Annotated in this window: 22 protein-coding genes; 15 read left to right on the top strand and 7 right to left on the bottom strand. The window is 59.1% G+C overall.

Translation table 11 applies throughout. The annotated features are described in order from the left end of the window. Nucleotides 1-124: 124 nt before the first annotated feature. The 4 genes from pabB to rloA all read right to left on the bottom strand — a co-directional run bounded on the left by pabB (nucleotide 125) and on the right by rloA (nucleotide 4,754). Nucleotides 125-1,468: an aminodeoxychorismate synthase component I gene (gene pabB / locus ACWR1S_RS14220; RefSeq protein WP_454563937.1), complete on the bottom strand. Its 1,344-nt coding sequence runs from the start codon at nucleotides 1,466-1,468 to the stop codon at nucleotides 125-127. Between the two features lie 222 nt (nucleotides 1,469-1,690). Then, nucleotides 1,691-2,677, bottom strand: coding sequence for an alpha-L-glutamate ligase-like protein (locus ACWR1S_RS14215; protein ID WP_397482665.1), 987 nt, complete (start codon nucleotides 2,675-2,677; stop codon nucleotides 1,691-1,693). Further along, entirely contained in the window at nucleotides 2,677-4,212 is a 1,536-nt protein-coding gene (gene rloB / locus ACWR1S_RS14210) for an osmotic stress tolerance membrane protein RloB (protein ID WP_454563936.1), read from the bottom strand. The genes ACWR1S_RS14215 and rloB overlap by 1 nt, the downstream gene beginning before the upstream one ends. Nucleotides 4,213-4,217: 5 nt before the next feature. Then, nucleotides 4,218-4,754 carry a retropepsin-like aspartic peptidase RloA gene (rloA, locus tag ACWR1S_RS14205; protein ID WP_008081000.1) on the bottom strand — a complete coding sequence of 179 codons (537 nt, stop codon included), beginning with the start codon at nucleotides 4,752-4,754 and terminating at the stop codon, nucleotides 4,218-4,220. Between the two features lie 357 nt (nucleotides 4,755-5,111). Between rloA and ACWR1S_RS14200 the strand changes: the two genes are divergently transcribed. From ACWR1S_RS14200 to prpD, 6 genes are all read left to right on the top strand, one after another. Further along, on the top strand, nucleotides 5,112-5,834 hold the full coding sequence (locus ACWR1S_RS14200) for a GntR family transcriptional regulator (protein WP_174244498.1): 723 nt from the start codon (nucleotides 5,112-5,114) through the stop codon (nucleotides 5,832-5,834). Beyond that, nucleotides 5,831-6,721: a methylisocitrate lyase gene (gene prpB / locus ACWR1S_RS14195; RefSeq protein WP_007916432.1), complete on the top strand. Its 891-nt coding sequence runs from the start codon at nucleotides 5,831-5,833 to the stop codon at nucleotides 6,719-6,721. The genes ACWR1S_RS14200 and prpB overlap by 4 nt, the downstream gene beginning before the upstream one ends. Before the next feature lie 125 nt (nucleotides 6,722-6,846). After that, complete coding sequence (gene prpC / locus ACWR1S_RS14190) at nucleotides 6,847-7,974, top strand: bifunctional 2-methylcitrate synthase/citrate synthase (RefSeq protein ID WP_311997767.1); 1,128 nt, start codon at nucleotides 6,847-6,849, stop codon at nucleotides 7,972-7,974. A 202-nt stretch (nucleotides 7,975-8,176) separates the two neighbouring features. Next, nucleotides 8,177-10,771 (top strand): Fe/S-dependent 2-methylisocitrate dehydratase AcnD, encoded by a 2,595-nt coding sequence (acnD, locus tag ACWR1S_RS14185; RefSeq protein ID WP_454563935.1) that lies wholly within the window; start codon nucleotides 8,177-8,179, stop codon nucleotides 10,769-10,771. 54 nt (nucleotides 10,772-10,825) lie between these two features. Beyond that, on the top strand, nucleotides 10,826-12,016 hold the full coding sequence (gene prpF / locus ACWR1S_RS14180; RefSeq protein WP_454563934.1) for a 2-methylaconitate cis-trans isomerase PrpF: 1,191 nt from the start codon (nucleotides 10,826-10,828) through the stop codon (nucleotides 12,014-12,016). 373 nt (nucleotides 12,017-12,389) lie between these two features. After that, the gene (prpD, locus tag ACWR1S_RS14175; protein ID WP_454563933.1) at nucleotides 12,390-13,874 is read left to right on the top strand and encodes a 2-methylcitrate dehydratase; all 1,485 of its coding nucleotides are present in this window, start codon (nucleotides 12,390-12,392) and stop codon (nucleotides 13,872-13,874) included. 113 nt (nucleotides 13,875-13,987) lie between these two features. Here prpD and ACWR1S_RS14170 read toward each other — a convergent pair whose 3' ends face one another. Next, entirely contained in the window at nucleotides 13,988-14,902 is a 915-nt protein-coding gene (locus ACWR1S_RS14170) for a DMT family transporter (RefSeq protein WP_454563943.1), read from the bottom strand. A 114-nt stretch (nucleotides 14,903-15,016) separates the two neighbouring features. On the opposite strand from ACWR1S_RS14170, the gene ACWR1S_RS14165 reads away from it, so the two are divergent. After that, nucleotides 15,017-16,426, top strand: a complete 1,410-nt coding sequence (locus ACWR1S_RS14165; protein ID WP_454563932.1) for an aminotransferase-like domain-containing protein — start codon at nucleotides 15,017-15,019, stop codon at nucleotides 16,424-16,426. Nucleotides 16,427-16,549: 123 nt separating this feature from the next. Here the strand turns inward: ACWR1S_RS14165 and ppsR are convergent, their stop codons facing one another. Next, a complete protein-coding gene (gene ppsR / locus ACWR1S_RS14160; protein ID WP_007916411.1) occupies nucleotides 16,550-17,368 on the bottom strand; it encodes a posphoenolpyruvate synthetase regulatory kinase/phosphorylase PpsR in 819 nt (272 codons plus the stop codon). Between the two features lie 174 nt (nucleotides 17,369-17,542). Here ppsR and ppsA point away from each other — a divergent pair, with 174 nt between their 5' ends. The 8 genes from ppsA (at nucleotide 17,543) to ACWR1S_RS14120 (ending at nucleotide 25,792) form a co-directional block, all read left to right on the top strand. Beyond that, entirely contained in the window at nucleotides 17,543-19,918 is a 2,376-nt protein-coding gene (gene ppsA, locus ACWR1S_RS14155; RefSeq protein WP_454563931.1) for a phosphoenolpyruvate synthase, read from the top strand. 186 nt (nucleotides 19,919-20,104) lie between these two features. Next, complete coding sequence (locus ACWR1S_RS14150; RefSeq protein WP_454563930.1) at nucleotides 20,105-21,094, top strand: alpha/beta fold hydrolase; 990 nt, start codon at nucleotides 20,105-20,107, stop codon at nucleotides 21,092-21,094. Between the two features lie 226 nt (nucleotides 21,095-21,320). Beyond that, nucleotides 21,321-21,812 carry a ribonuclease E activity regulator RraA gene (rraA, locus tag ACWR1S_RS14145; protein ID WP_095120045.1) on the top strand — a complete coding sequence of 164 codons (492 nt, stop codon included), beginning with the start codon at nucleotides 21,321-21,323 and terminating at the stop codon, nucleotides 21,810-21,812. Nucleotides 21,813-21,834: 22 nt separating this feature from the next. Further along, nucleotides 21,835-22,830 (top strand): zinc transporter ZntB, encoded by a 996-nt coding sequence (locus ACWR1S_RS14140; protein WP_077571829.1) that lies wholly within the window; start codon nucleotides 21,835-21,837, stop codon nucleotides 22,828-22,830. Between the two features lie 63 nt (nucleotides 22,831-22,893). After that, nucleotides 22,894-23,142 (top strand): hypothetical protein, encoded by a 249-nt coding sequence (locus tag ACWR1S_RS14135; protein ID WP_008076827.1) that lies wholly within the window; start codon nucleotides 22,894-22,896, stop codon nucleotides 23,140-23,142. Nucleotides 23,143-23,144: 2 nt separating this feature from the next. Next, on the top strand, nucleotides 23,145-23,969 hold the full coding sequence (locus tag ACWR1S_RS14130) for a mechanosensitive ion channel family protein (protein WP_007916401.1): 825 nt from the start codon (nucleotides 23,145-23,147) through the stop codon (nucleotides 23,967-23,969). 90 nt (nucleotides 23,970-24,059) lie between these two features. Next, complete coding sequence (gene sigX, locus ACWR1S_RS14125; RefSeq protein ID WP_034152870.1) at nucleotides 24,060-24,650, top strand: RNA polymerase sigma factor SigX; 591 nt, start codon at nucleotides 24,060-24,062, stop codon at nucleotides 24,648-24,650. Nucleotides 24,651-24,757: 107 nt separating this feature from the next. Further along, on the top strand, nucleotides 24,758-25,792 hold the full coding sequence (locus ACWR1S_RS14120) for an OmpA family protein (RefSeq protein ID WP_103303880.1): 1,035 nt from the start codon (nucleotides 24,758-24,760) through the stop codon (nucleotides 25,790-25,792). Between the two features lie 97 nt (nucleotides 25,793-25,889). Here ACWR1S_RS14120 and cobA read toward each other — a convergent pair whose 3' ends face one another. Continuing rightward, entirely contained in the window at nucleotides 25,890-26,657 is a 768-nt protein-coding gene (gene cobA, locus ACWR1S_RS14115) for a uroporphyrinogen-III C-methyltransferase (RefSeq protein ID WP_454563929.1), read from the bottom strand. Between the last annotated feature and the right edge of the window lie 8 nt (nucleotides 26,658-26,665).

The raw sequence follows: 26,665 nt of genomic DNA, 5'->3' as shown, positions 1-26,665 counted from the left end.
CCCAGCCACCTGACGATCGTTCCCATGCTCTGCGTGGGAATGCCTCAATGGACGCTCTGCGTCCGCTTGGGACGCGGAGCGTCCCGGGCTGCATTCCCACGCGGAGCGTGGGAACGATCATTCATCAGAGGTTCTGCAGGGTTTCGAGGAGGATTCTGACTTTGGTGATCGACTCCTGATACTCAGCCTGCCAGTCCGAGTCGGCAACAATCCCGCCACCGCCCCAGCAACACACCTGTCCATCCTTGACCAACAGACTGCGAATCGCGATAGAGCTGTCCATCTCGCCGCGCACGTCCAGGTACAGCAACGAGCCGCAATACAATCCGCGCCGGGTCGGTTCCAGCTCATCAATGATCTGCATCGCGCGAATCTTCGGTGCGCCGGTGATCGAGCCGCCGGGGAAACTGCCGGCAATCAGATCCAGTGCATCGCGATCATCCGCCAGTTCACCGGTCACGCTGCTGACCAGGTGATGCACGTTCGGATAGCTTTCCAGGCTGAACAGCTCCGGCACCCGCACCGAGCCGATGCGGCAGGTGCGCCCGAGATCGTTGCGCAGCAGGTCGACAATCATCAGATTTTCCGCACGATCCTTGGGACTGGCCAGCAGTTCGGCGGCGTTGGCGGCATCTTCGGCCGGCGTCAGGCCACGCGGGCGGGTGCCTTTGATCGGGCGTGTCTCCACCAGACGCTGGCTGACTTTGACGAAGCGCTCGGGTGACAGGCTCAACACGGCGCCGCCATCGGGCAGACTCTGGAAACCGGAAAACGGCGTAGGGCAGGCTTCGCGCAATGCGCAATAAGCCAGCCACGGATCACCTTGGCACGCCGCACGGAAGCGCTGGGCGAAGTTGACCTGATAGCAGTCGCCGGCCTGGATGTAGTGCTGAATACGCTCGAACGCCTGGCGGTAAATGTCGGCCGAGAGGTCGGCGGCCATCGGTGCGTTCAGTTTGAACGGTGTCAGTGCCTCAGCTTGCGGCTCGGTGAACAGCGCGATCAGTCGTTGTTTCTCGATGTCGATCACGGACGGGTGGAAAACCAATTGGCTGGTGGCCATCTGGTGATCGCTGATCAGCGCCCAGGCATACAGGCCAAACCGCGCGTCAGGCAGTTGCAGGTCATCACGCGCCTGGCTCGGCAAGTTTTCCAGATGCCGGCCGAAGTCATAGCTCAGGTAACCGATCAGGCCGCCCGCGAATGGCAGCTCGAAACCCGCTGGCAAATCTGCTTCGCCCAAGCGACTCAGATTGTCACGCAGACGTTGCAGGAAATGATTGCCGCTCTCGTCCGGCAGTACCGCCAGTTGTTCCAGCGGCCAGGCGCTGAGCAAGTCATAACGGCCACGGTCGGCACTTGGCCGGCCGCTGTCGAGCAGCACGGCGCCGGAGGCGTTGCGGATGGCCGCGAAGTAGTCGGCGGGATTGGCGCGGTAGGGCAGCGGGTGTACGGAACAGGTCAGCATGGGCGGGGCAGATCGGCCGTTGAGGCGGGGTGGGGATTGTAGTCCTCTGCGGGAATTGCTCCTAGAGGGATGTCGGGGATTGGCAGATTGGCGGCAGGCTGAGTGAATGATCGTTCCCACGCTCTGCGTGGTAACGCCGCCATGGACGCTCTGCGTCCACTGTGACGCGGAGCGTCACGGGATGCATTCCCACGCAGAGCGTGGGAACGATCATCGGGGGGATCAGCCCTCGACGGCTGGAATATGCCCAAACATTTCCTGAGTAAACGCCACCCGCTCCTCCGCCGTCTCCGTTACCCCACGCGCCTTCAGCTCTTCCAGACGCGCCTCGACGGCATGCGTACGCAACGTCAGCCCACAGTCATTGGCGATCTGGATATTCAACCCAGGCCGCGCATTCAACTCGAGAATCAGCGGACCTTTCTCCTGATCCAGCACCATATCAACACCGATATAGCCCAACCCGCACAGCTCATAGCAGCCAGCGGCGAGTTTCATGAAACCGTCCCAGTAGGGCAGTTGCACGCCGTCCACCGCGTTGGTGGTGTCGGGGTGTTTGGTGATGATGTTGTTCAGCCAGGTGCCACGCAATGTCAGACCGGTCGCCAGATCCACACCGACACCGATGGCGCCCTGGTGCAGGTTGGCCTTGCCGCCGGACTGCCGGGTCGGCAAACGCAGCATCGCCATCACCGGATAGCCCATCAACACGATGATGCGAATGTCCGGCACGCCTTCGTAGCTGATGCTTTTGAAGATCTGATCCGGGGTCACGCGGTATTCGATCAGCGCCCGATCGCGGTGACCGCCCAGCGAATACAGGCCGGTGAGGATGCTCGAGATGTGATGCTCCAGCTCTTCATGAGCGAGGATCTTGCCCGACACCGTGCGATAGCGGCCCTCGAAGCGGTCGGCAATCACGATGATGCCGTCACCGCCCGCGCCCTGCGCCGGTTTGATCACGAAGTCGTTGCGCCCGCCGATGATCTCGTCGAGCTTGTCGATTTCCTTCTCGGTGGAAATCACGCCATACAGTTCCGGCACGTGAATGCCGGCCTCGATCGCGCGTTCCTTGGTGATGATCTTGTCATCGACGATCGGGTACAGGCTGCGCTTGTTGTACTTGAGCACGTAGTCGGCGTTACGCCGATTGATGCCCATGATGCCCCGCGCCTCCAGCGCCTTCCAGGTTTTCCAGAAACCGAACATCAGGCGTCAGCCTTCTTCAGGAAAGCCTTGAAACGCACCAGTTCGGTCAAGCGGTAGCCGCGATAACGACCCATCGCCAGCATGAACCCGACCAGAATCAGCAGGATCGCCGGGAAGGTGAACACGAAGTACACCAGCTCAGGCACGGTCATGATCAGGTGCGCCAGCGAGGCGGCGAACAGCGTGCCGATCGCGACTTTCAGCGCATGGTTGGCGCCGCGTTCTTCCCAGGTGATCGACAGGCGTTCGATGGTCATGGTCAGAATCACCATCGGGAACAGCGCCACCGACAAGCCGCGTTCCAGGCCCAGTTTATGGCTGAACAAACTGATTGCCGCGATCAGCACCACGACAAAGGTCAGTACTACCGAGAGTCGCGGCAGCATTTGCAACTTCAGGTGTTCCAGATACGAACGTAACGACAGGCCCAGCGCCGTGATCACGGTAAACAGCAGAATGCCGAAGCCCAACTGCGTTTCGCGGAAGGCGAGGGCGATCAGCACCGGCGTGAACGTGCCGAGGGTCTGCAGGCCGATCAGGTTGCGCAGGATCAGGATCACCAGCACGCCGATCGGGATCATCACCATGATCATGAACGTCTGCTGGGTCTGCAGCGGCAAGCCGTACAGCGAGTACTCGAGGAAATTGGCGTCGGTGTTTTCGTCGGTCAGTTTGGCCAGACGAATCGCGTTCATCTCGCTGTTGTTCAGGCTAAAGGTTACGTTGGCTTTTTTGCCACCGTCGACGGTGATCAGGTTTTCATCGCCGGTCCACCACAGCAGGCGATCGGTTGGCAGACCTTGCTCGCCGGTTTCCGGGTTGAAGTACAGCCAGTCGTTGCCGTTGAAGCTGCGCAGCCACAGTTCCGGGGTTTGCGGCTGGTCGGCGACGAGGCGGATGGTGTGGACTTTTTCCACCGGCACGTGGGCGATGGACAGCAGCAGCTCGACGATTTTGGCTTTGTGCGGGGTCGACGGATCGCCGGCCAGCAGCAGTTTCACGTTGTCATCGTTGACGTTGTTGACGCGTTTGATCGCCTCGCCAATAAAGGTTTCGACGTCGGCCGAGTGCTGACGGATCGGCGCGAGCAGGGCCTCGGCGGCGATTTTCTCAGGGCCTTCGATGGCCATGCTGTCGCGGAAGGTCGGGCCTTTGATCTTGGATTTTTCCGCGGTGTAGCGCTTGGTCAGCACCAGACGGTAATAAAGCGTCTGGTTGCCTTTGGCCCGGCGTGCCGACCAGGTGACCTTGCGGTTGCCGTCGACGCGGTTGACGGCGACGCCGTAGTTATTGGAGATAAAGCTTTCGTTGAGGCTGACGTAGTCGCGGCTCAACGGTGGCACGAACATCTGGATCTTCACCGGATCCTTGGTGCTGGCGACGAACTCGACCTTGGCGTCGATGTTCCACAAGTCGTCGGTGGCATCTTCGGTCACCGGGATGCCGAGTACGAAAATCTGATAGGCCGTAACCGAAACGCCCAGGAGCACCAGAATGGTGATCAGGATTTTCAGGTGGAAGGTTAGAGAACGCATGGAAATTACTCGGCGGTATGAGCGGCGATGGTGCAGGCGGGTTTGCCGGCAGCGTATTTAAGGCTTGGATCGACCAGCGCATCGAAGCGTTTCAGCGCTTCGGAGCCAATCAAAAGCGGATATTGGAACGCACTTCGGTCGGTCAGGTTCACTTCGATGCTGCGCAACGCCGTGCCCATGCAGATATCCAGCTCAATCACCGGACGGGCGGTGTACTTCTTGCCTTCTTCCGGGTCGTAATCGCCGGCACGGCGCTTGATTTTGCTGACCCGGGCCAGTGGCCGTTCGATCGGGTGCGAATGCGCAGCGTCGATCGCCAGGTAGAAACGTACCCAGGACTCACCGTTGCGTTTAAAGCGTTTGATGTCGCGGGCACTCAGCGAGGCGGTTTTCGCGCCGGTGTCGAGTTTGGCCGCGACTTCGAGATTGATGCCGTCAAGCGAAGCGTATTCGTTGAGGCCGTACACGGTTTTTTCCCCCGCGGCGGCGAGGCCGGGCAGGCAAAACAGGGCGAAGAATGTGGGAAAAGGCTTGAGTCTCATAAATCCTGGTGCGCAGCGTTCCGTTTTCGGTTCGGGTCCTTGGCAAAACTTGCGCAAGGCCCTTCGTGTGCCTATCAGCTTTATATGACAAGCCGTACAAATGGCCAGCAAATGCGGGCGGCATTCTAGCACGGTGGTTTTATGGCGCCAGCGCCGGCACCGGTCTATAAAAGATCAAAAGATCGCAGACTTCGGCAGCTCCTACATAGGATTTGCGTGCGCCCTGTAGGAGCTGCCGAAGGCTGCGATCTTTTAAGGTTGTTAGACGATTGTCGACAATACCCATTTATCCTTTGACTGATTCGGTTGAATTAGCTAGTTTTTGCCGCATTGGATTTAAAGGTGTCGACAATCATGCTGGATCAACTCGATCCCCCGGTCATCAGCGGCGACGATTCCGAGACGCTCTCGGAAAACGTCTTCCGGCGCATTCAGGCGGCCATCGTCAAAGGCGAGATCGCCCCGGGCAGCAAGATCTCCGAGCCTGAGCTGGCGCGCACCTACGGCATCAGCCGCGGGCCGTTGCGTGAGGCGATTCATCGGCTGGAAGGCCAGCGTCTGCTGGTGCGCGTCCCGCACGTCGGCGCGCGGGTGGTCTCGCTCAGCCACGCCGAACTGCTCGAACTCTACGAAATTCGCGAATCCCTCGAAGGCATGGCCTGCCGTCTGGCGGCCGAACGCATGAGCGTCGAAGAAATCGACGAACTGCGCCGGGTGCTGGAAACCCACGAGCGCGATGCCGCGTTTCAGGCCGGCGTCGGCTACTACCAGCAAGAAGGCGATTTCGACTTCCATTACCGGATCATCCAGGGCAGCGGCAACCGCACGCTGACGCAGATGCTCTGCGGCGAGCTCTATCAACTGGTGCGCATGTACCGCATCCAGTTTTCCACCACGCCGAACCGCCCGCGCCAGGCCTTTGCCGAACACCACCGGATTCTCGATGCCATCGCCGACCGTGACGGCGAGCTCGCGGAATTGTTGATGCGCCGTCACATCGGCGCCTCGAAACGCAACATCGCCCGTCACTACCAGGACGGCACTCACAATAAGACAGCCACTGAACGAGGTGAGTCATGAGTTCCAAGCACAGCACTCCAGGCCAGCGTTTCCGCGATGCGGTCGCCAGCGAGCATCCCTTGCAGGTGGTCGGCGCGATCAACGCCAACCACGCGCTGCTGGCCAAGCGCGCCGGTTTCAAGGCGATCTACCTGTCCGGTGGCGGGGTGGCCGCAGGCTCGCTCGGCGTGCCGGACCTGGGCATCACCGGTCTGGATGACGTGCTGACCGACGTGCGCCGCATCACCGACGTTTGCGATCTGCCGCTGCTGGTCGACGTGGACACCGGTTTCGGTTCCTCGGCGTTCAACGTGGCGCGCACCGTCAAGTCGATGATCAAGTTCGGCGCAGCGGCGATTCACATCGAAGATCAGGTCGGCGCCAAACGCTGTGGCCATCGTCCTAATAAAGAGATCGTCAGCCAGCAGGAAATGGTCGACCGCATCAAAGCCGCCGTCGACGCGCGTACCGATGACAGCTTTGTAATCATGGCGCGTACCGATGCGCTGGCGGTGGAAGGTCTGGAATCGGCACTGGATCGCGCAGCGGCGTGTATCGAGGCTGGCGCCGACATGATCTTCCCGGAAGCCATCACTGAACTGGAGATGTACAAGCTGTTCGCCAACCGTGTGAAAGCGCCGATCCTGGCCAACATCACCGAGTTCGGCTCGACGCCGCTGTACACCACCGAGCAATTGGCCGGCGCTGACGTGTCGCTGGTGCTCTATCCACTGTCGGCGTTCCGTGCAATGAACAAGGCCGCGGAAAACGTCTACACCGCAATCCGTCGCGATGGCACGCAGCAGAATGTCATCGACACCATGCAGACTCGCATGGAGCTTTACGATCGCATCGATTACCACACGTTCGAGCAGAAGCTCGATGCGTTGTTTGCCGCCAAGAAATAAAGATCAAAAGATCGCAGCCTGCGGCAGCTCCTACATGAACCGCATTCCCTGTAGGAGCTGACGAGTGCAACGAGGCTGCGATCTTTTCGCCACACTCCCTAACAAATTCAAGATTGGAGATAGAAATGGCCGAAGCAAAAGTACTCAGTGGCGCCGGGCTCCGTGGCCAGGTTGCCGGGCAAACCGCACTGTCCACCGTGGGCCAGGCCGGTGCCGGGCTGACCTATCGCGGCTACGACGTACGCGAACTGGCAGCCGATGCGCAATTTGAAGAAGTCGCCTACCTGCTGCTCTACGGCGAGCTGCCGACCCAGGCGCAACTCGACGAATACCAAGGCAAACTGAGCAAGCTGCGCGACTTGCCGCAAGCGCTGAAAGAAGTGCTCGAACGCATCCCCGCCGACGCCCACCCGATGGACGTGATGCGCACCGGTTGCTCGTTCCTTGGCAACCTCGAACCGGAGAAAGACTTCTCCGAGCAGCGCGACAAGACTGACCGTTTGCTGGCCGCGTTCCCGGCGATCATGTGCTACTGGTATCGCTTCAGCCACGACGGCAAACGCATCAACTGCGTGAGTGACGAGCCGACCATCGGTGGCCACTTCCTGCATTTGCTGCACGACAAAAAGCCGAGCGAACTGCATGTGAAAGTGATGAACGTCTCGCTGATTCTTTACGCCGAGCACGAGTTCAACGCCTCGACCTTCACCGCCCGCGTTTGTGCCTCGACCCTGTCCGATCTGTATTCCTGCGTGACCGCCGCCATCGGTTCGCTGCGTGGCCCGTTGCACGGCGGCGCCAACGAAGCGGCGATGGAAATGATCGAGCGCTTCTCGTCGCCGGAAGAGGCGATCAAAGGCACCCTCGGCATGCTCGAGCGCAAGGACAAGATCATGGGCTTCGGCCACGCGATCTATAAAGACAGCGATCCGCGCAACGAGGTGATCAAGGGCTGGTCGAAAAAGCTCGCGGACGAAGTCGGTGACAAGGTGTTGTTCCCGGTTTCCGAAGCCATCGACAAGACCATGTGGGAGCAGAAAAAACTCTTCCCGAACGCCGATTTCTACCATGCCTCGGCGTACCACTTCATGGGCATCCCGACCAAGCTGTTCACGCCGATCTTCGTCTGCTCGCGCCTGACCGGCTGGGCTGCGCACGTGTTCGAACAGCGCGCCAACAACCGCATCATCCGTCCAAGCGCCGAGTACATCGGCGTTGAACAGCGCAAGTTCGTGCCAATCGAACGTCGCTGAAATGGTGAGCTGACCCGATCCTTGAAACCACCGCAAATCCCTGTAGGCCTTCGCCTGCTCGCGATGACGGACTGACATTCACCATCGATGTCGACTGATCCACCGCTATCGCGAGCAGGCTCACTCCTACAAGGGACGGTGTGAATCTTGAGTCTGGCGTCAGCTCACCCTTTGAAACTACCGTGACCCGAGTCCTGACCCGATGAACACAGAATTGCGCAAAAACCTGCCCGGCAGCCCTCTGGATTATTTCGACGCCCGCGCGGCGGTCGAGGCGATTCAGCCCGGCAGTTACGACACCCTGCCGTACACCTCCCGCGTGCTGGCGGAAAACCTCGTGCGTCGCTGCGACCCGGCCACGCTCACCGATTCCCTCAAGCAACTGATCGAGCGCAAACGCGACCTCGACTTCCCGTGGTTCCCGGCGCGCGTGGTCTGCCACGACATTCTCGGCCAGACCGCACTGGTCGACCTCGCCGGTCTGCGCGACGCGATCGCTTTGCAGGGCGGTGACCCGGCGCAGGTCAATCCGGTGGTGCCGACGCAATTGATCGTCGACCACTCGCTGGCGGTGGAAGCGGGCGGTTTCGACAAGCAGGCGTTCGAGAAAAACCGCGCCATTGAAGACCGTCGCAACGAAGACCGTTTCCACTTCATCAACTGGACCAAAAAGGCCTTCAAGAACGTCGATGTAATCCCGCCGGGTAACGGCATCATGCACCAGATCAACCTGGAGAAAATGTCTCCGGTGATTCAGGTGCGCGAGGGCGTCGCGTTCCCCGACACCTGCGTCGGCACCGACAGTCACACCCCGCATGTCGATGCCTTGGGCGTGATCGCCATCGGCGTCGGCGGCCTCGAAGCCGAGAGCGTGATGCTCGGTCGCGCGTCGTGGATGCGTCTGCCGGAAAGCGTTGGCGTCGAATTGACCGGCAAGCTGCAACCGGGCATCACCGCCACCGACATGGTGCTGGCGCTGACCGAATACCTGCGCAAACAGAAAGTCGTCGGCGCCTGGCTGGAGTTCTTCGGCGAAGGCGCCGCGGCGTTGACCCTCGGCGACCGCGCGACCATCTCCAACATGGCCCCGGAATACGGCGCCACTGCCGCGATGTTCTACATCGATCAGCAGACTATCGATTACCTGAAACTGACCGGTCGTGAAGACCAGCAAGTGCAGCTCGTAGAGCAATACGCCAAACTCACCGGCCTGTGGGCCGATAGTCTGAAAGGTGCGCAATATGAGCGCGGTCTGACTTTCGACCTGTCCTCGGTGGTGCGCAACATGGCCGGCCCGAGCAACCCGCACGCCCGCGTCGCGGTGTCGGATCTGGCGGCCAAAGGCATCTCCGGTCAGTGGGATGACGTGCCGGGGCAAATGCCCAACGGCGCAGTGATCATCGCCGCCATCACCAGTTGCACCAACACCAGTAACCCGCGCAACGTCATCGCCGCCGGCCTGCTCGCGCGCAACGCCAACAAGCTTGGCCTGACGCGCAAGCCGTGGGTGAAATCCTCGCTGGCGCCGGGCTCGAAAACCGTAGCGCTGTACCTAGACGAAGCGGGGCTGACCACGGAGCTGGAGCAGCTCGGTTTCGGCGTCGTCGCCTTCGCTTGCACCACCTGCAACGGCATGTCCGGCGCGCTCGATCCGCTGATTCAGCAAGAGATCATCGACCGCGATCTGTATGCGACTGCCGTACTCTCGGGCAACCGCAACTTCGACGGCCGCATCCACCCGTACGCCAAGCAAGCGTTCCTCGCTTCGCCGCCGTTGGTGGTCGCATACGCCATCGCCGGGACCATCCGTTTCGACATCGAAAAAGATGTGTTGGGCGTGGTCGACGGCAAGGAAATTCGCCTCAAAGACATCTGGCCGAGCGATGAAGAAATCGACGCCGTGGTGAAGTCTTCAGTCAAGCCTGAGCAGTTCCGTCAGGTCTACATTCCGATGTTCGCCGTCCACGAAGACACCGGCCCGAAAGTCACGCCACTGTACGACTGGCGCGAGATGAGCACCTACATCCGCCGTCCGCCGTACTGGGAAGGCGCGCTGGCCGGCGCCCGTCCGTTGAAGGGCATGCGCCCGCTGGCGGTGCTGCCGGACAACATCACCACCGATCACCTGTCGCCATCCAACGCGATCATGCTCGACAGCGCCGCCGGCGAATACCTGGCGAAAATGGGCTTGCCGGAAGAGGACTTCAACTCCTACGCCACCCACCGAGGCGATCACTTGACCGCACAACGCGCAACCTTTGCCAACCCGAAACTGTTCAACGAAATGGTCGTGGAGAACGGCAAGGTCAAACAGGGTTCGCTGGCGCGGGTCGAGCCGGAGGGCAAAGTGATGCGCATGTGGGAAGCCATCGAAACCTACATGGAACGCAAACAGCCGCTGATCATCATTGCCGGCGCCGATTACGGTCAGGGTTCGTCCCGCGACTGGGCGGCGAAAGGCGTGCGTCTGGCCGGCGTCGAAGCGATTGCCGCTGAAGGTTTCGAGCGCATTCACCGCACCAACCTGGTGGGCATGGGCGTGTTGCCGCTGGAGTTCAAAGCGGGCACCGACCGTCACACGCTGGCCATCGACGGCAGCGAAACCTACGACGTGATCGGCGAGCGCAAACCGCGGGCGGATCTGACGCTGGTGATCCATCGCCAGAACGGCGAGCGCGTTGACGTGCCGGTGACTTGCCGTCTGGATACCGCTGAAGAAGTGTCGATCTACGAGGCCGGGGGTGTGTTGCAGCGCTTCGCGCAGGACTTCCTTGAAGAGTCGGCGGTTGCCGTTTAAATCAACTGATGTGGGCATGGGGTTTCAGGCCCCATGCCTTCGGTAAGGAGCATCATGGCTCACGCACCACAAATAAAAATCCCCGCCACCTACATGCGCGGCGGCACCAGCAAAGGCGTGTTCTTCAGCCTCAAGGATCTGCCCGAAGCGGCGCAGATTCCCGGCCCGGTTCGCGATGCTCTGTTGCTGCGCGTGATCGGCAGTCCCGACCCGTACGACAAGCAAATTGACGGCATGGGCGGCGCGACGTCGAGCACCAGCAAAACCGTGATCCTGTCGAAAAGCATCAAGGCTGATCACGACGTCGATTACCTGTTCGGTCAGGTCTCCATCGACAAGCCCTTCGTCGACTGGAGCGGCAACTGCGGCAACCTCTCGGCTGCGGTGGGTTCGTTCGCCATCAGCAATGGTCTGGTCGACGCCCGCCGCATTCCGCACAACGGTGTCGCGGTGGTGCGCGTGTGGCAGGCCAACATCGGCAAAACGATTATTGCCCACGTGCCGATCACCAACGGCGCAGTGCAGGAAACCGGTGATTTCGAACTCGACGGCGTGACCTTTCCCGCCGCTGAAGTGCAAGTCGAATTCATCGACCCGGCGGCGGAAGAAGAGGGCGGCGGTGGTTCGATGTTTCCCACCGGCAACTTGATCGATGAGCTGGAAGTGCCGGGTGTCGGCACCTTCAAGGCAACCATGATCAACGCCGGCATCCCGACGATTTTCGTCAACGCCGAAGACATTGGTTACACCGGCACCGAGTTGCAGAGCGCGATCAACAGCGATCCGAAAGCATTGCAGATGTTCGAGACGATTCGGGCTTATGGCGCGTTGCGCATGGGTCTGATATCGAATCTGGATGAAGCGGCGAAACGGCAACACACACCGAAAGTTGCGTTTGTTGCCAAGCCTGCGGATTACGTGGCGTCGAGTGGTAAAGCGGTTGGCGCTGGTGACGTGGATTTGCTGGTGCGGGCGTTGTCGATGGGCAAGTTGCACCACGCGATGATGGGTACGGCGGCGGTGGCGATTGGGACTGCTGCAGCGATTTCCGGCACGTTGGTGAACCTTGCGGCGGGTGGCGTTGAACGCAATGCCGTGCGTTTCGGGCATCCGTCCGGGACGTTGCGCGTTGGCGCTGAGGCCAGTCTGGAAAACGGCGAGTGGATCGTCAAAAAAGCGATCATGAGCCGCAGTGCGCGCGTGCTGATGGAAGGTTACGTGCGCATTCCGGGCGATTCATTCTGATTTGAGATTTTTCACCCTCATCGGAACGCCGCCCGCCCAGCCCTCTCCCAAAGGGAGAGGGGGCCGACCTAGGTGTCTAGGGTTGTACATCGACCTGAAAGACCGAGTCGATTTTGGATTCAGGGGGCCGACCGAGGTGTTTGAAATTGTGCGTTGACCAGATCGATTATGGATTCAATGGATATCGCTCACGTCGGTGAACCTCTACAACATCCCCCAATCGGTTCCCTCTCCCTCGGGAGAGGGCTAGGGTGAGGGGCCACCCACTGTAGAAACACAAAAAAAGCAGGCACCCCAGACCTGCAATCAACCCACCCCAGCCAAGCCCTGAGGAAGACCGCACCACTCATCATTCCCGCACAGGAGAACCGCAATGAGCGCCAACGTCGACCTGAACAATCGCCCCGACTACGACCGTGTCCTGCAGGACATCGCCGATTACGTCCTCACCTTCAACGTCACCTCTGCCGAAGCCCTCGACACTGCCCGAAATTGCCTGATGGACACGCTGGGCTGTGGCTTGCTGGCGCTGCGTTTTCCCGAATGCACCAAGCATCTTGGCCCGATTGTCGAAGGCACTGTCGTGCCGTTCGGCGCACGCGTCCCGGGCACCTCCCATCGCCTCGACCCGGTGAAAGCCGCGTGGGACATCGGCTGTATCGTCCGCTGGCTCGACTACAACGACACCTGGCTCGCCGCCGAGTGGGGCCATCCATCCGACAACCTCGGCGCGATTCTCGCGGTGGCGGATCATCTTTCGCAAAAATGCGTGGCCAACGCTGAAGCGCCGCTGACCGTTCGCGATGTGCTGGAAGCGATGATCATGGCCCACGAGATTCAAGGCGTGATCGCTCTGGAAAACTCTTTCAATCGCGTAGGACTCGATCACGTCATTCTGGTGAAAGTCGCTTCAACCGCTGTCACCGCCAAACTGATGGGCGCCAATCGCGAGCAACTGTTGTCGGCGTTGTCTCATGCGTTTGCCGATGGTCAGGCCCTGCGCACCTATCGTCATGCCCCAAATGCCGGCTCGCGAAAATCCTGGGCGGCGGGGGATGCGTCGAGTCGCGGTGTGCGTCTGGCCGATATTGCCATGCGTGGCGAGATGGGCGTTCCCGGCGTGTTAACCGCAAAGCAATGGGGCTTTTATGACGTGCTGTTCAGCCACACCAACAGCGATCTGGCGCTGAAACCCGAAGACAAGCGCGCCTTCAGTTTCTCGCGACCGTTCGGCAGTTACGTGATGGAAAACGTGCTGTTCAAGATCAGCTTCCCCGCCGAGTTTCATGCGCAAACTGCCTGCGAAGCCGCGGTGACCTTGCACCCGCAAGTGCGCAATCGCCTGCATGAAATCGACCGGATCGTCATCACCACCCACGAATCGGCGATTCGCATCATTTCCAAGGTCGGACCGCTGGCCAACGCTGCCGATCGCGACCATTGCATTCAGTACATGGCCGCCGTGCCACTGGCGTTCGGCAATCTGGTTGCTGAACAGTACGAAGATGATTTCCACAAGGCGCATCCGATCATCGATGTGCTGCGCGAGAAAATGGTCATCGTTGAGGATCCGCGTTTCACCCGTGAGTATCTGGAGCCTGACAAGCGCTCGATCGCCAACGCCGTGCAGGTGTTTTTCAAGGACGGCAGCAGCACTGAAAACGTCGTGGTGGAATACCCGATCGGCCATCGCCGACGTCGCGCCGAGGGCATTCCATTACTGGAAGACAAGTTCAAGGCCAACCTGGCAACACGTTTCACCGGCCAGCGCAGCGGCGAAATCTTCGCGTTGTGCAAGGATCAAACCCGGCTCGAGTCCACCCCGGTAAACCGTTTCGTCGACCTGTTCGTTATCTGACGATCGACGCCGCCCTGACTGGATGAAACCGATCCATGGAGCTGCCGCAGGCTGCGATCTTTTGACGTTAATGTTTAAAAACAAGATCAAAAGATCGCAGCCTGCGGCAGTTCCTACACGGACCGCGTACGCCATTTTTCGATGGGCAATTTGGTGATCGCAAAACCGCTCAGCAAAATCGCCGAATAGATCATCAGCTCCCGAGACAGGGTTTGCCCCTCGTACCAGGCGCCGATGATCACGGCGAACACCGGGAAAATGATAAACACGAACGACAGAATGATCGGGCTCAAGCGTTTAAGCAGTAAAAAGTAAACGATGAATCCGCCGACCGACGCCACCAGTCCGAGATAGAACAGGGCGCCCCACGAGCGTGCTGTCACTTGCGCAAACACCGGTGTTTCGACGCTCAATCCGACAATAAATAACATCGCCCCGGCAATGCCGATCGGCAGTGTGTTGTAGGTGATCACGCTGATCGCGCTGCCATGTTTTTTCGTCACCACATAACACAGCGCATGCATCACCGCCGCACACAGAATCGCCAGCACCCCCAGCCATTCGGCCTGATCCAGATGCAGACCCTGACTACGAATGATCATGAACAGACTGCCAAAGCCGATGGCGATGCCGAGCATTTGTGACGGGTAGATTTTCTCGCGCAGAAACAGCGCGGAGAACAACAGGATAAACACCGGCATGCAACTGAACAGCAGTGCTGTCAGACCCGATGACACGTGCATTTCGCCGTAGTTGAGCAGGTAGTAAGGCAGGCTGAAATACGACAGCGTGACGAACACAAAAAACCAGCGACTTTGCCGGGGAAACAACAGCGGTTCCTTGCGCAACAGCGCGAAGCTCAGGAACAGCGGAAAGGCAATCAGAAAACGCAGCCCGGCGGCCGTCAGCGGCGGCACGCTTTCCACCGCAATCTTGATTCCCAGCCACGTCGTGCCCCAGCTCAGGCAGACGATCAGAAACAGCGTGCTGGTAATCACGCAGGCTAGCCAGGGTTTGCTGATATGCATCGGTGTGCTGACGGCGGTCGACATAGGGGGTACTCCGAACGGTGGAATTGACCTGATCGCGGAAACGGTCTATTTCTGATTGAACCTGTTTTCAGCACGCTATTCGGGGCGAGAATGACTGTCAAAGTAAGTATTGCCATGGTGTCAATCCTCCGTGACGGCCTCGCCAATGGCGTGGGCGTGAAGTACAAACGCTTGGCGGATGCAGTCGCGCAGGCCGTCGAGGAAGGCGTGATCGACGCGGGAGGCAAGTTGCCGCCGCATCGATTGCTGGCCGACAACCTCGGGGTGACCATCGGTACGATCAGTCGTGCCTACGGTGAGTTGGAACGCGTGGGATTGGTCGTCGCCCGCGTCGGAGATGGCACCTATGTCTGTCAGCGCGGGATGGAACGACCGCAGGACAAAGGCTTTCGCAATGTCAGCGATGAGCCGTCAGCCTGCTTCGACATGAGCCGCAATCAGCCAATGCCGGGGCAGGAAGCGACGTTCATGAGCCAGAGTCTGCAGGAACTGGCCAGCGATCCGCGGGTGTTACAGCAGCTGACCGGGTACACCGCTGAAGGTGGGCTGGCACGGCACCGATTGGCGGGGGCGGTCTGGCTTCAGCACGAAGCGGTCGTGCCGCATGCCGATCAGGGGTTGTGCGTCAACGGGGGGCAGCATGGCTTGTTGTGCGCGCTGATGGGCTTGCTCAAGGCCGGCGATACAGTGGTCACCGAGCATTTGTCCTACCCGGGATTGATCAGCGTCGCACGCCAGCTTGGGATAAAACTCATTGGCGCGGCGATGGATGACGAAGGACTTGTGCCGTCGGCACTGGAGGAAATCTGCCGTCAGCACCGAGTGTCGGCAGTGTATTGCACGCCGACGATCCAGAATCCTACAGCCGCCGTGATGTCGATCCCACGGCGCGAGGCGATAGCCGATATCTGCCGCCAGCACAATTTGCTGATTATCGAAGACGAAGCCCATGCGGTTCTGGATCGCCAGCGCCCGTTGCCGCTCAGCTATTTCGCGCCGGAGCGTTCGGTGTTGATCGGCAGTCTGAGCAAGGCTGTTTCCGCCGGATTGCGCGTCGGTTATCTGCACGCGCCGCAAGCGCTCATCGGGCGTTTGAGTTCAGCCATCCGTGCAACGTGCTGGATGGCCAATCCGCTATCGATGGAAGTGGCCAGTCTGTGGATCGAAAGCGGCATGGCCGAGCGTTTGCTGGACGAGCAGATCAGCGAGATCGCTCGGCGCAAGGCCTTGGTGGCGCCTGTTCTGCGGGGTTTGAACTACAAGACTCACCCTTACAGTCCGCATTTCTGGGTGGAAGTGCCTGAGCTGTGGCGGGCGTCGCAGATTGCCGCGGAGTTGAAGGAAAACAATTATCTGGTCGCCACCGCTGAGGCGTTTGCGGTGGGGCATGCGGCGGTGCCGCAGTTTATTCGGGTGAGCGTGTGTAATGCGGTGGGGGATGATCGGTTGTTGCTGGCAGGTTTTGAAGCTCTGGCCAGGGCATTAACAGACACCGTGTAATCGTTCATCGCGAGCAGGCTCACTCCTACAATGAATCTCTGTCGTCCACATGATCTGTGCCCGCTGAAGATCAACTGTAGGAGTGAGCCTGCTCGCGATAGCGGTCGCACAGGCAATACAGACCTATTTGAACCGCCGCTCCACACCTTTCTCCACCAGAATTTTCGCCGAAATCTCTTCCACTGAAAAATGCGTCGAGTTGATGTTCGGGATGTTCTCGCGGCGGAACAGGTTCTCCACCTCACGCACTTCAAATTCGCACTGCGCATAACTCGAATAACGGCTGTTGGGCTTGCGCTCATTGCGGATCGCGGTGAGGCGGTCCGGGTCGATGGTCAGGCCGAACAGCTTGTGCTGATGGGCGCGCAGGGCTGTCGGCAGGGTCAGGCGTTCCATGTCGTCTTCGGTCAGCGGGTAGTTGGCCGCGCGGATGCCGAACTGCATGGCCATGTACAGACACGTCGGCGTTTTACCGCATCGCGACACGCCCACTAGTATCAAATCAGCTTTGTCGTAATAGTGCGTTCGCGCGCCGTCGTCATTGTCGAGGGCGAAGTTCACCGCCTCGATGCGCTCCATGTAATTGGAGTTGTGCCCGATTGAGTGGGACTTGCCAACGGTGTAGGAAGAATGCTCAGTCAGTTCCTGCTCAAGTGGGGCGAGGAAGGTCGAGAAAATGTCGATCATGAAACCATTGGACGTTGCGAGAATCTCACGGATGTCCTGATTGACGATGGTGTCGAAGATGATCGGGCGAAAGCCGTCGGTTTCAGCGGCTTTGTTGATTTGTTGTACCATGGCCCGCGCTTTATCCACGCTGTCGATGTACGGTCGCGTGAATTTGCTGAAGGTAATGTTTTCGAACTGCGCCAGAAGGCTTTGACCCAGGGTTTCGGCGGTAATGCCGGTGCCATCGGAGATGAAGAAAGCAGATCGTTTCATTTGCACCTTGGGCCTTAAGCTAATGAGCATTTCTGGATATGATAGGCGCGATTTGTTGGCCGCGATTGGCCCGCATTCTCACTTATTTTCCAGGTCCAGGCCATACAACCGGCCAAGGCTCCCCCGGGCCGCCGGTTTCTGAGCTTTTCCAACACAGTTAGTGGAGAGATCACCTTGGTAGAGTACGTAGTTTCCCTCGATAAGCTCGGCAAACACGATGTTGAGCATGTGGGGGGCAAGAACGCATCCCTGGGCGAGATGATCAGTAACCTGGCAGGCGCCGGTGTTTCGGTCCCCGGCGGCTTCGCCACGACGGCTCAGGCTTATCGTGATTTCCTCGAACTGAGCGGTCTCAACGACCAGATCCACGCGGCCCTCGATGCGCTCGACGTCGACGACGTCAACGCCCTGGCCAAAACCGGCGCACAGATCCGTCAATGGATCATGGAAGCCGAATTCCCCGAAAAACTGAATGCCGAAATCCGCACCGCGTTCGCCGCGCTGTCGGCCGGCAACCCTGATGTGGCCGTGGCCGTGCGTTCTTCCGCCACCGCCGAAGACTTGCCGGACGCCTCGTTCGCCGGTCAGCAGGAAACCTTCCTGAACATCCGTGGTGTGGAAAACGTTATCCGCGCCGCCAAAGAGGTGTTCGCTTCGCTGTTCAACGACCGTGCGATCTCCTACCGCGTACACCAGGGCTTCGACCATAAACTGGTCGCCCTGTCGGCGGGTGTGCAGCGCATGGTGCGTTCGGAAACCGGCACTGCCGGCGTGATGTTCACCCTCGACACCGAATCCGGTTTCCGTGACGTGGTGTTCATCACCGGCGCTTACGGTCTGGGCGAAACCGTCGTACAAGGCGCGGTCAACCCGGATGAGTTCTACGTGCACAAGGGCACGCTGGAGGCCGGTCGTCCGGCGATCCTGCGTCGCAACCTGGGCAGCAAAGCGATCAAGATGATCTACGGCGACGAGGCCAAGGCCGGTCGTTCGGTCAAGACCGTCGATGTCGACAAGGCTGATCGTGCACGTTTCTGTTTGAGCGACGCTGAAGTCAGCGAGCTGGCCAAGCAAGCGATGATCATCGAGAAGCACTACGGCTGCCCGATGGACATCGAGTGGGCCAAGGACGGTGACGACGGCAAGCTGTACATCGTGCAGGCGCGTCCGGAAACCGTGAAAAGCCGCACCCAGGCCAACGTCATGGAACGTTACCTGTTGAAAGAAACCGGCACCGTGCTGGTTGAAGGTCGCGCGATTGGCCAGCGCATCGGCGCCGGCAAAGTGCGGATCATCAAAGACGTGTCCGAGATGGACAAGGTCCAGCCGGGCGACGTGCTCGTATCCGACATGACCGACCCGGACTGGGAACCGGTGATGAAGCGCGCCAGCGCCATCGTCACCAACCGTGGCGGGCGTACTTGCCACGCGGCGATCATCGCTCGCGAACTGGGCATTCCGGCAGTGGTCGGTTGCGGCAACGCCACCCAGTTGCTGAAGGATGGCCAAGGCGTGACCGTGTCCTGCGCCGAAGGCGACACCGGTTACATCTTCGAAGGCGAGCTGGGTTTCGACATCAAGAAGAACTCCGTCGACGCCATGCCGGAGCTGCCGTTCAAGATCATGATGAACGTCGGCAACCCGGACCGCGCCTTCGACTTCGCACAGCTGCCGAACGCTGGTGTCGGCCTGGCCCGTCTTGAGTTCATCATCAACCGCATGATCGGCGTCCACCCGAAAGCGCTGTTGAACTACGACGGTCTGCCACAGGAAATCAAGGACAGCGTCGACAAGCGCATCGCCGGTTACAACGACCCGGTCGACTTCTACGTCGACAAACTGGTGGAAGGCATCAGCACCCTGGCTGCAGCGTTCACGCCGAAAAAAGTCATCGTGCGTCTGTCGGACTTCAAGTCCAACGAATACGCCAACCTGATCGGCGGCAAACTCTACGAGCCGGAAGAAGAAAACCCGATGCTGGGCTTCCGTGGCGCGTCGCGTTACATCAGCGAATCGTTCCGTGACTGCTTCGAACTCGAATGCCGCGCGCTGAAACGTGTGCGCAACGAGATGGGCCTGACCAACGTCGAAATCATGGTGCCGTTCGTCCGTACTCTGGGCGAAGCCAGCCAGGTGGTTGATCTGTTGGCCGAAAACGGCTTGAAGCGCGGCGAGAACGGTCTGCGCGTGATCATGATGTGCGAATTGCCTTCCAACGCGATCCTCGCTGAAGAGTTCCTCGAATTCTTCGACGGTTTCTCGATTGGTTCCAACGACCTGACTCAGCTGACGCTGGGCCTGGACCGCGATTCCGGTATCATCGCGCACCTGTTCGACGAGCGTAATCCGGCGGTCAAGAAGCTCTTGGCCAACGCGATTGCCGCGTGCAACAAGGCCGGCAAGTACATCGGGATCTGCGGTCAGGGTCCTTCGGACCACCCGGATCTGGCCAAGTGGCTGATGGAGCAGGGCATCGAAAGCGTGTCGCTGAACCCGGACACCGTGCTGGAAACCTGGTTCTTCCTCGCCGAAGGCCAAGCCCCGGCTTGATCAAGAGGTGAACGGGCCGCGTCTCCCTGTAGGAGTGAGCCTGCTCGCGATAGCGTCATGACAGTCAGCATTGATTCGAATGACACACCGCCGTCGCGAGCAGGCTCACTCCTACACGATTCGGCTCCTTATGATTCAAACAGGGCGGGGGTCTCCGGATGCCGCCCTTTTTTGTGCAAGAGCATTATGCAAAGCAGTAGCAACCTGTTTCCTGTCGCCCTGATCAGCGCCGAGCGGCGCGGCGATCTGAGCGAAGACGTGTATCGACTGAAACCCGGCAACAGTCCCGACTGGTCCGTGGAAATCGCTGTGACCCGGTTGGGCATGGCCGATGCCTCGGCGCCTCGCGGTGTGCCGGTGATTCTGCTGCACGGCAGTTTTTCCAATCGGCGCTTCTGGTTTTCACCGAAAGGCCTGGGCTTGGGCGCGTATCTGACGCGTCTGGGTTTCGATGTGTGGATTCCGGAGATGCGCGGCCATGGCTTGTCGCAGCGTAACGAGGAATACCGTCGCAACCGTGTCGCCGACTATGCCCGTTACGACTTGCCGGCGATTGCCGCGTTCGTGCGTGAGCAGAGCCGGCAGGTTCCGCACTGGATCGGCCATTCGCTGGGTGGCATCACCCTGGCGGCTGCGCTCGGTGGCGAATACCTCGGCGAACCTGCCGTGGCTTCGGCGGCGTTTTTCGGTACGCAGGTCAGCCGTACGTATTGGCCGCTGAAAATTCCGCCGGTGGAGTGGAGCAGCCGCTTTATTCTCAAGCGCTTCGCGCAACTGTCGGGCTCACGCCTAAAACGGGGCCCGGAAGACGAACCGATCGGTCTGGCGCTGGAAAGCATGCGCTGGTATGGATTGTTCGGTCGTTTCGGTGACAAGGACAAGGACTGGTGGGCAGGCCTGGCCGATGTTCAGGTGCCAGTGCTGGCGGTGAGTGCCGCAGGCGATCATCAGGATCCGGCCTGGGCCTGTCGCAAACTGTTCGAGCAGATCGGTTCCGAGCATAAGCAGTTCATCAATCTGGGCCGCGAGCAGGGTTTCAACGATAATTTCGGCCATGTCGAGATGTTGGTGAGCAAAGCGGCGCAGACTGAGGTGTGGCCGTTGGTGGCGCGCTGGTTGAACGATCAGCACACGCCGTTGATGGGTGACAAGCCGGATCTGGCGACGGCGGTCTGAAATGAGGCCTGGGTCAAGAGCATTTCGTTCAGGTCGTCTTGCGGCTAAGATATGACGAATTGTGCGGTTCTGGTCATATTCGGTGGCTGTTTAGCGATTACGTTTCAGGGTTTGTTCAGGTTCATTCAGCGAACATTCAATGAGCTAAGGTAAACAGCGACCAGCGGAACTCGTCTCTTCAGAACGCGGCATCCTTGATCGTCTTCCTAGTTACAGGAGTTTTTCGATGAACCATTACCTTACGCCTGACCTGTGCGACGCCTATCCGGAGCTGGTGCAGGTGCTGGAACCGATGTTCAGCAATTTCGGTGGCCGTGATTCGTTCGGCGGCGAAATCGTGACCATCAAATGCTTCGAAGACAACTCGCTGGTCAAGGAACAGGCTGAACTGAAAGGCAACGGCAAAGTGCTGGTCGTCGATGGTGGTGGTTCGCTGCGCCGTGCCTTGCTGGGTGACATGATTGCCGAGAAGGCCGCTAAAAACGGCTGGGAAGGGCTGGTGATTTACGGCTGCATCCGCGACGTTGACGTCATCGCGCAGACCGATCTGGGCGTGCAGGCGCTGGCCAGCCATCCGATGAAGACTGAAAAACGTGGTATCGGCGACCTCAACGTCCCGGTGACTTTCGCCGGTGTGACGTTCCACCCGGGCCACTACATTTATGCGGACAACAACGGCGTGATCGTTTCGCCGAGTCCGCTGAAAATGCCTGAATAATAGTTTCGACAAAGGGATGCGGATGTTCGAGGAAGAAAACGCGCAATGGGGGCTGGTGCATGCCCTGGTGCTGGACGGAAAAGGCGGTGCGCGTTCGATAGCCCGGACTGAGCTCGACGATTTGCAGCTGCAGGCCCATGAAAGCCTGTGGCTGCATTGGGATCGCAGCCATCCGCAGACCCAGACCTGGCTGCGTAAATCCAGCGGCCTGAATGAATTCACCTGCGACCTGCTGCTGGAAGAGAACACTCGACCGCGTCTGTTGCCGTTGCCTGATTCCGAGCTGCTGCTGTTTCTGCGCGGGGTCAATCTCAATCCGGGCGCCGAGCCGGAAGACATGGTTTCGGTACGGATTTTCGCTTCCGCCCAGCGGGTGATTTCCCTGCGTCTGCGTCCATTGCGCGCCACTGATGAACTGTTGGTGCAACTGGCGGACGGCAAGGGCCCGAAAACGGCCTCTGAACTCATCCTTTATCTGGCGCAGTTCCTCACCAACAAGGTGCAGGATCTGGTCACTTGCCTCTCGGAAATCGCCGATGAGGAAGAAGAGAAAATGGATGCCGACGAACGGTATACCCCCGAGCATGGCGCCATTTTGCACATCCGTCGCAGGGCGGCCGGGCTGAAGCGTTTTCTTGCGCCGCAGCGGGATATTTTCGGACAACTGACGCGGATAAAACTGCCTTGGTTTGTCGATGACGATGCCGATTACTGGAACGAGCTGAACAACAGTCTGACCCGTTATCTGGAAGAGCTCGAATTGACCCGAGAGCGCGTGGGGCTTGTGCTTGAGGCTGAAGACCGGCGTTTGAGCGAACGCATGAATCGCACGATGTACCGCTTCGGGATCATCACCTGCATCTTTTTGCCAATGAGTTTCATCACCGGTCTGCTGGGTATAAACGTTGGTGGAATTCCGTTCTCCAGCAGCCCCTATGGATTCCTCATTGCCTGTTTGACGGTGCTCGCCCTGGCCTTCGGTCAGTGGTGGTTATTCCGTCGTTTGCGCTGGGTCTGAACATGGCGCATGTGACCCGACCAAATCTGCCCGCGTCTTTCACAGACATCACGAGAGGTGCGTATGCACGATCCGTTTGAACAGTCTTTGCGCGACATGCTCAACGCTTCGCCGTCCAGCCGCGACGACGATGCGTGCCTGGGCCGCGTACTCAAAACCGCCAACCGCCAGGTCGGCGCCGGTGATCTGTTCAGCCTGCTGGGCCGCTGGCTGCCCGCGCTGATGATCGCCCTGAATAACGGATCGGCCCATGTCTCGCCGGTTTCCCGTCTTCGTAAACCTACCGCTCGCACTGCTGATAAGGCTGATTGAATATGGAACTCGACCTCTGGACTCAGAGCCTCGTCACTGCAATGACTGCGTTGTGGACCAAAGTGGCCAATTTCATCCCGAACCTGTTCGGCGCACTGGTCGTGCTGCTGTTGGGGTTCGTCGTGGCCAAGCTGCTCGATACCTTGCTGTCCAAATTGCTCGCCAAACTCGGCCTCGATCGCCTGATGGGCGGCACCGGGCTGACCAAGTTGATGTCGCGTGCCGGGCTGCAGGTTCCGATTTCAACGCTGATTGGTAAAATCGTTTACTGGTTCGTCCTGCTGATTTTCCTGGTTTCTGCAGCAGAATCCCTTGGCCTTGAGCGAGTTTCAGCTACGCTGGATATGTTGGCGCTCTATTTGCCGAAAGTATTCGGTGCGGCGCTGGTGTTGCTGGTAGGTGTTTTGCTCGCGCAACTGGCCAACGGGCTGGTGCGCGGGGCGGCAGAAGGCGTAGGCCTGGACTACGCTTCGGGGCTTGGGCGAATTGCTCAGGGGCTGGTGATTATCATCAGTATTTCGGTCGCGATCAGTCAGCTTGAGGTCAAGACCGACCTGCTGAACCATGTGATCGTCATCGTTTTGATTACCGTTGGTCTGGCCGTTGCGCTGGCCATGGGTTTGGGAAGCCGGGAAATTGCCGGTCAGATTCTTGCGGGAATCTATGTGCGTGAGTTGTATCAGGTTGGGCAACAAGTGCGTGTTGGCGAGGTCGAAGGGCAGATCGAGGAGATCGGCACGGTTAAAACCACATTGCTGACCGATGAGGGTGAGCTAGTCTCTCTTTCCAATCGGATCCTGCTGGAACAGCATGTGAGTAGCCGCTAATCCGGCAAACCCTGCTAATGTATGCCGCCGCAAAATGCCAGCTGATGCCGGTTGCGGTGGACATTGACCTGACTGTCGGCACGACTTGTTTTGAATAAAACCCAAACGCTATCCACGCGCTACGACCCCCGCGAGCTCTCTGATGAGGAGTTGGTCGCGCGCTCGCATACCGAGCTGTTTCACGTAACGCGCGCCTATGAAGAACTGATGCGGCGTTACCAGCGAACATTATTTAACGTTTGTGCGAGATATCTTGGGAACGATCGCGACGCAGACGATGTCTGTCAGGAAGTCATGTTGAAGGTGCTGTATGGCCTGAAGAACTTCGAGGGGAAATCGAAGTTCAAAACGTGGCTCTACAGCATCACGTACAACGAATGTATTACGCAGTATCGGAAGGAACGGCGAAAGCGTCGCTTGATGGACGCATTGAGTCTTGACCCCCTTGAGGAAGCGTCCGAAGAAAAGGCGCCGAAACCCGAGGAGAAGGGCGGGCTTGATCGCTGGCTGGTGTATGTGAACCCGATCGACCGCGAAATTCTGGTGCTACGATTTGTCGCAGAGCTGGAATTTCAGGAGATCGCAGACATCATGCACATGGGTTTGAGTGCGACAAAAATGCGTTACAAACGTGCTCTAGATAAATTGCGTGAGAAATTTGCAGGCATTGCTGAAACTTAGTTCAGCGCAAATATCTCTTACGTGTAGGCAAGTTCTGATAGACTTGCCGCCGAGTTGTCCCCCGGTTTGCGGGACTGCTTCACAATCACCAGATGGGGATTTAACGGATGAAACTGAAAAACACCTTGGGCTTGGCCATTGGTTCTCTGATTGCCGCCACTTCGTTCGGCGCTCTGGCACAAGGCCAAGGCGCAGTTGAAATCGAAGGCTTCGCAAAGAAAGAACAATTCGACAGCGCTCGTAACTTCAAGAACAACGGCAACCTGTTCGGCGGCTCGATCGGTTACTTCCTGACCGACGACGTTGAACTGCGTCTGGGCTACGACGAAGTGCACAACGTGCGTTCCGACGACGGTCGTAACATCAAGGGCGCTAACACCGCTCTGGACGCTCTGTACCACTTCAACAACCCAGGCGACATGCTGCGTCCGTACGTATCGGCCGGTTTCTCCGATCAGAGCATCGGTCAGAACGGTTCCGGTGGTCGTGACCGCTCCACCTTCGCCAACGTTGGCGCTGGTGCCAAGCTGTACTTCACCGAGAACTTCTACGCCCGTGCCGGCGTTGAAGCTCAGTACAACATCGACCAGGGCGACACCGAGTGGGCTCCTAGCGTTGGTATCGGTGTGAACTTCGGTGGCGGCTCCAAGCCTGCTGCTGCTCCAGTTCCAGCACCAGCTGAAGTCTGCTCCGACAGCGACAACGACGGCGTTTGCGACAACGTTGACAAGTGCCCGGACACCCCAGCCAACGTAACTGTTGACGCTGATGGCTGCCCAGCAGTTGCTGAAGTTGTTCGTGTTGAGCTGGACGTTAAGTTCGACTTCGACAAGTCGGTTGTGAAGCCAAACAGCTACGGCGACATCAAGAACCTGGCTGACTTCATGAAGCAGTACCCATCCACCACCACTACTGTTGAAGGTCACACTGACTCCGTCGGTCCTGACGCTTACAACCAGAAACTGTCCGAGCGTCGTGCAAACGCCGTTAAGCAAGTTCTGACCAACCAGTACGGTGTTGAATCGTCCCGCGTTCAGTCTGTTGGCTACGGCGAATCCCGCCCAGTTGCTGACAACAAAACTGAAGCTGGCCGCGCTGTTAACCGTCGCGTAGAAGCGCAGGTTGAAGCTCAAGCTAAGTAATTAGCTGCCGCTCCGAGAAAAGCCCGGCTTAGGCCGGGCTTTTCTTTGCCTGCGATTTGGCTTTGCAGCTTTAAAAGATCGCAGCCTTCGGCAGCTCCTACATGAAATCTGCATACGTCCTGTAGGAGCTGCCGCAGGCTGCGATCTTTTGATCTTCACCAGCCGCCGCCACCGCACCAATCACCAGAATCGCCGGGCTCTTCAATCCGAAAATTCCTGCGTCATCGCTCATGCTCATCAGATCACTACGGCATTCGCGCTGCTCTGGCAACGACGCATTCTCGATCATCGCCACCGGCGTATCCGCCGCCATCCCGCCCGCCAACAACTGATCGCGAATCTCGCCCAGCTTGGCAACGCCCATATAAACCACCAGCGTCGTACCGCCCTGCGCTAGCGCATGCCAGTTCAATTGGCTGTCGTCCTGGGTGTGTGCAGTCACCAGCGTCACCCCGCGCGCCACCCCGCGTAACGTCAGCGGAATATCACACTGCGTCGCCCCGGCCAGCCCGGCGGTGATGCCATTGACCAACTCCACCTCGACGCCACGCTCACGTAGCCACTGCGCTTCTTCACCGCCACGGCCGAAAATGCATGGATCGCCGCCCTTGAGTCGCACCACACACTTGCCATGGCGGGCATAGCGCAGCATCAGTCGATGGATGAACGCCTGCGGGGTCGAGCGGCAACCACCGCGCTTACCCACCGCAATGATGCGGGCGCCAGGGCAGTGTTCCAGCACGGCGTCGTTGACCAGATCATCGATCAGCACCACATCGGCTTCGCGCAACGCACGCACCGCTTTTAGGGTCAGCAGTTCCGGATCACCAGGGCCTGCACCCACCAGCCAGACTTTTGCATTCATGGTGTTTT

It is taken from the genome of Pseudomonas sp. AIG (assembly GCF_977020205.1).
The sequence above is the reverse complement of the archived record's forward strand: the minus strand, read 5'-3'. Positions and strand labels throughout refer to the sequence as shown.

Excerpts from the sequence above, each read along its gene's own strand:
- pabB (WP_454563937.1), bottom strand. The coding sequence starts at position 1,468 with ATGCTGACCTGTTCCGTACACCCGCTGCCCTACCGCGCCAATCCCGCC.
- ACWR1S_RS14215 (WP_397482665.1), bottom strand. The coding sequence starts at position 2,677 with ATGTTCGGTTTCTGGAAAACCTGGAAGGCGCTGGAGGCGCGGGGCATC.
- rloB (WP_454563936.1), bottom strand. The coding sequence starts at position 4,212 with ATGCGTTCTCTAACCTTCCACCTGAAAATCCTGATCACCATTCTGGTG.
- rloA (WP_008081000.1), bottom strand. The coding sequence starts at position 4,754 with ATGAGACTCAAGCCTTTTCCCACATTCTTCGCCCTGTTTTGCCTGCCC.
- prpB (WP_007916432.1), top strand. The coding sequence starts at position 5,831 with ATGAGTTCCAAGCACAGCACTCCAGGCCAGCGTTTCCGCGATGCGGTC.
- prpC (WP_311997767.1), top strand. The coding sequence starts at position 6,847 with ATGGCCGAAGCAAAAGTACTCAGTGGCGCCGGGCTCCGTGGCCAGGTT.
- acnD (WP_454563935.1), top strand. The coding sequence starts at position 8,177 with ATGAACACAGAATTGCGCAAAAACCTGCCCGGCAGCCCTCTGGATTAT.
- prpF (WP_454563934.1), top strand. The coding sequence starts at position 10,826 with ATGGCTCACGCACCACAAATAAAAATCCCCGCCACCTACATGCGCGGC.
- prpD (WP_454563933.1), top strand. The coding sequence starts at position 12,390 with ATGAGCGCCAACGTCGACCTGAACAATCGCCCCGACTACGACCGTGTC.
- ACWR1S_RS14170 (WP_454563943.1), bottom strand. The coding sequence starts at position 14,902 with ATGCATATCAGCAAACCCTGGCTAGCCTGCGTGATTACCAGCACGCTG.
- ACWR1S_RS14165 (WP_454563932.1), top strand. The coding sequence starts at position 15,017 with ATGACTGTCAAAGTAAGTATTGCCATGGTGTCAATCCTCCGTGACGGC.
- ppsR (WP_007916411.1), bottom strand. The coding sequence starts at position 17,368 with ATGAAACGATCTGCTTTCTTCATCTCCGATGGCACCGGCATTACCGCC.
- ACWR1S_RS14150 (WP_454563930.1), top strand. The coding sequence starts at position 20,105 with ATGCAAAGCAGTAGCAACCTGTTTCCTGTCGCCCTGATCAGCGCCGAG.
- rraA (WP_095120045.1), top strand. The coding sequence starts at position 21,321 with ATGAACCATTACCTTACGCCTGACCTGTGCGACGCCTATCCGGAGCTG.
- ACWR1S_RS14140 (WP_077571829.1), top strand. The coding sequence starts at position 21,835 with ATGTTCGAGGAAGAAAACGCGCAATGGGGGCTGGTGCATGCCCTGGTG.
- ACWR1S_RS14135 (WP_008076827.1), top strand. The coding sequence starts at position 22,894 with ATGCACGATCCGTTTGAACAGTCTTTGCGCGACATGCTCAACGCTTCG.
- ACWR1S_RS14130 (WP_007916401.1), top strand. The coding sequence starts at position 23,145 with ATGGAACTCGACCTCTGGACTCAGAGCCTCGTCACTGCAATGACTGCG.
- ACWR1S_RS14120 (WP_103303880.1), top strand. The coding sequence starts at position 24,758 with ATGAAACTGAAAAACACCTTGGGCTTGGCCATTGGTTCTCTGATTGCC.
- cobA (WP_454563929.1), bottom strand. The coding sequence starts at position 26,657 with ATGAATGCAAAAGTCTGGCTGGTGGGTGCAGGCCCTGGTGATCCGGAA.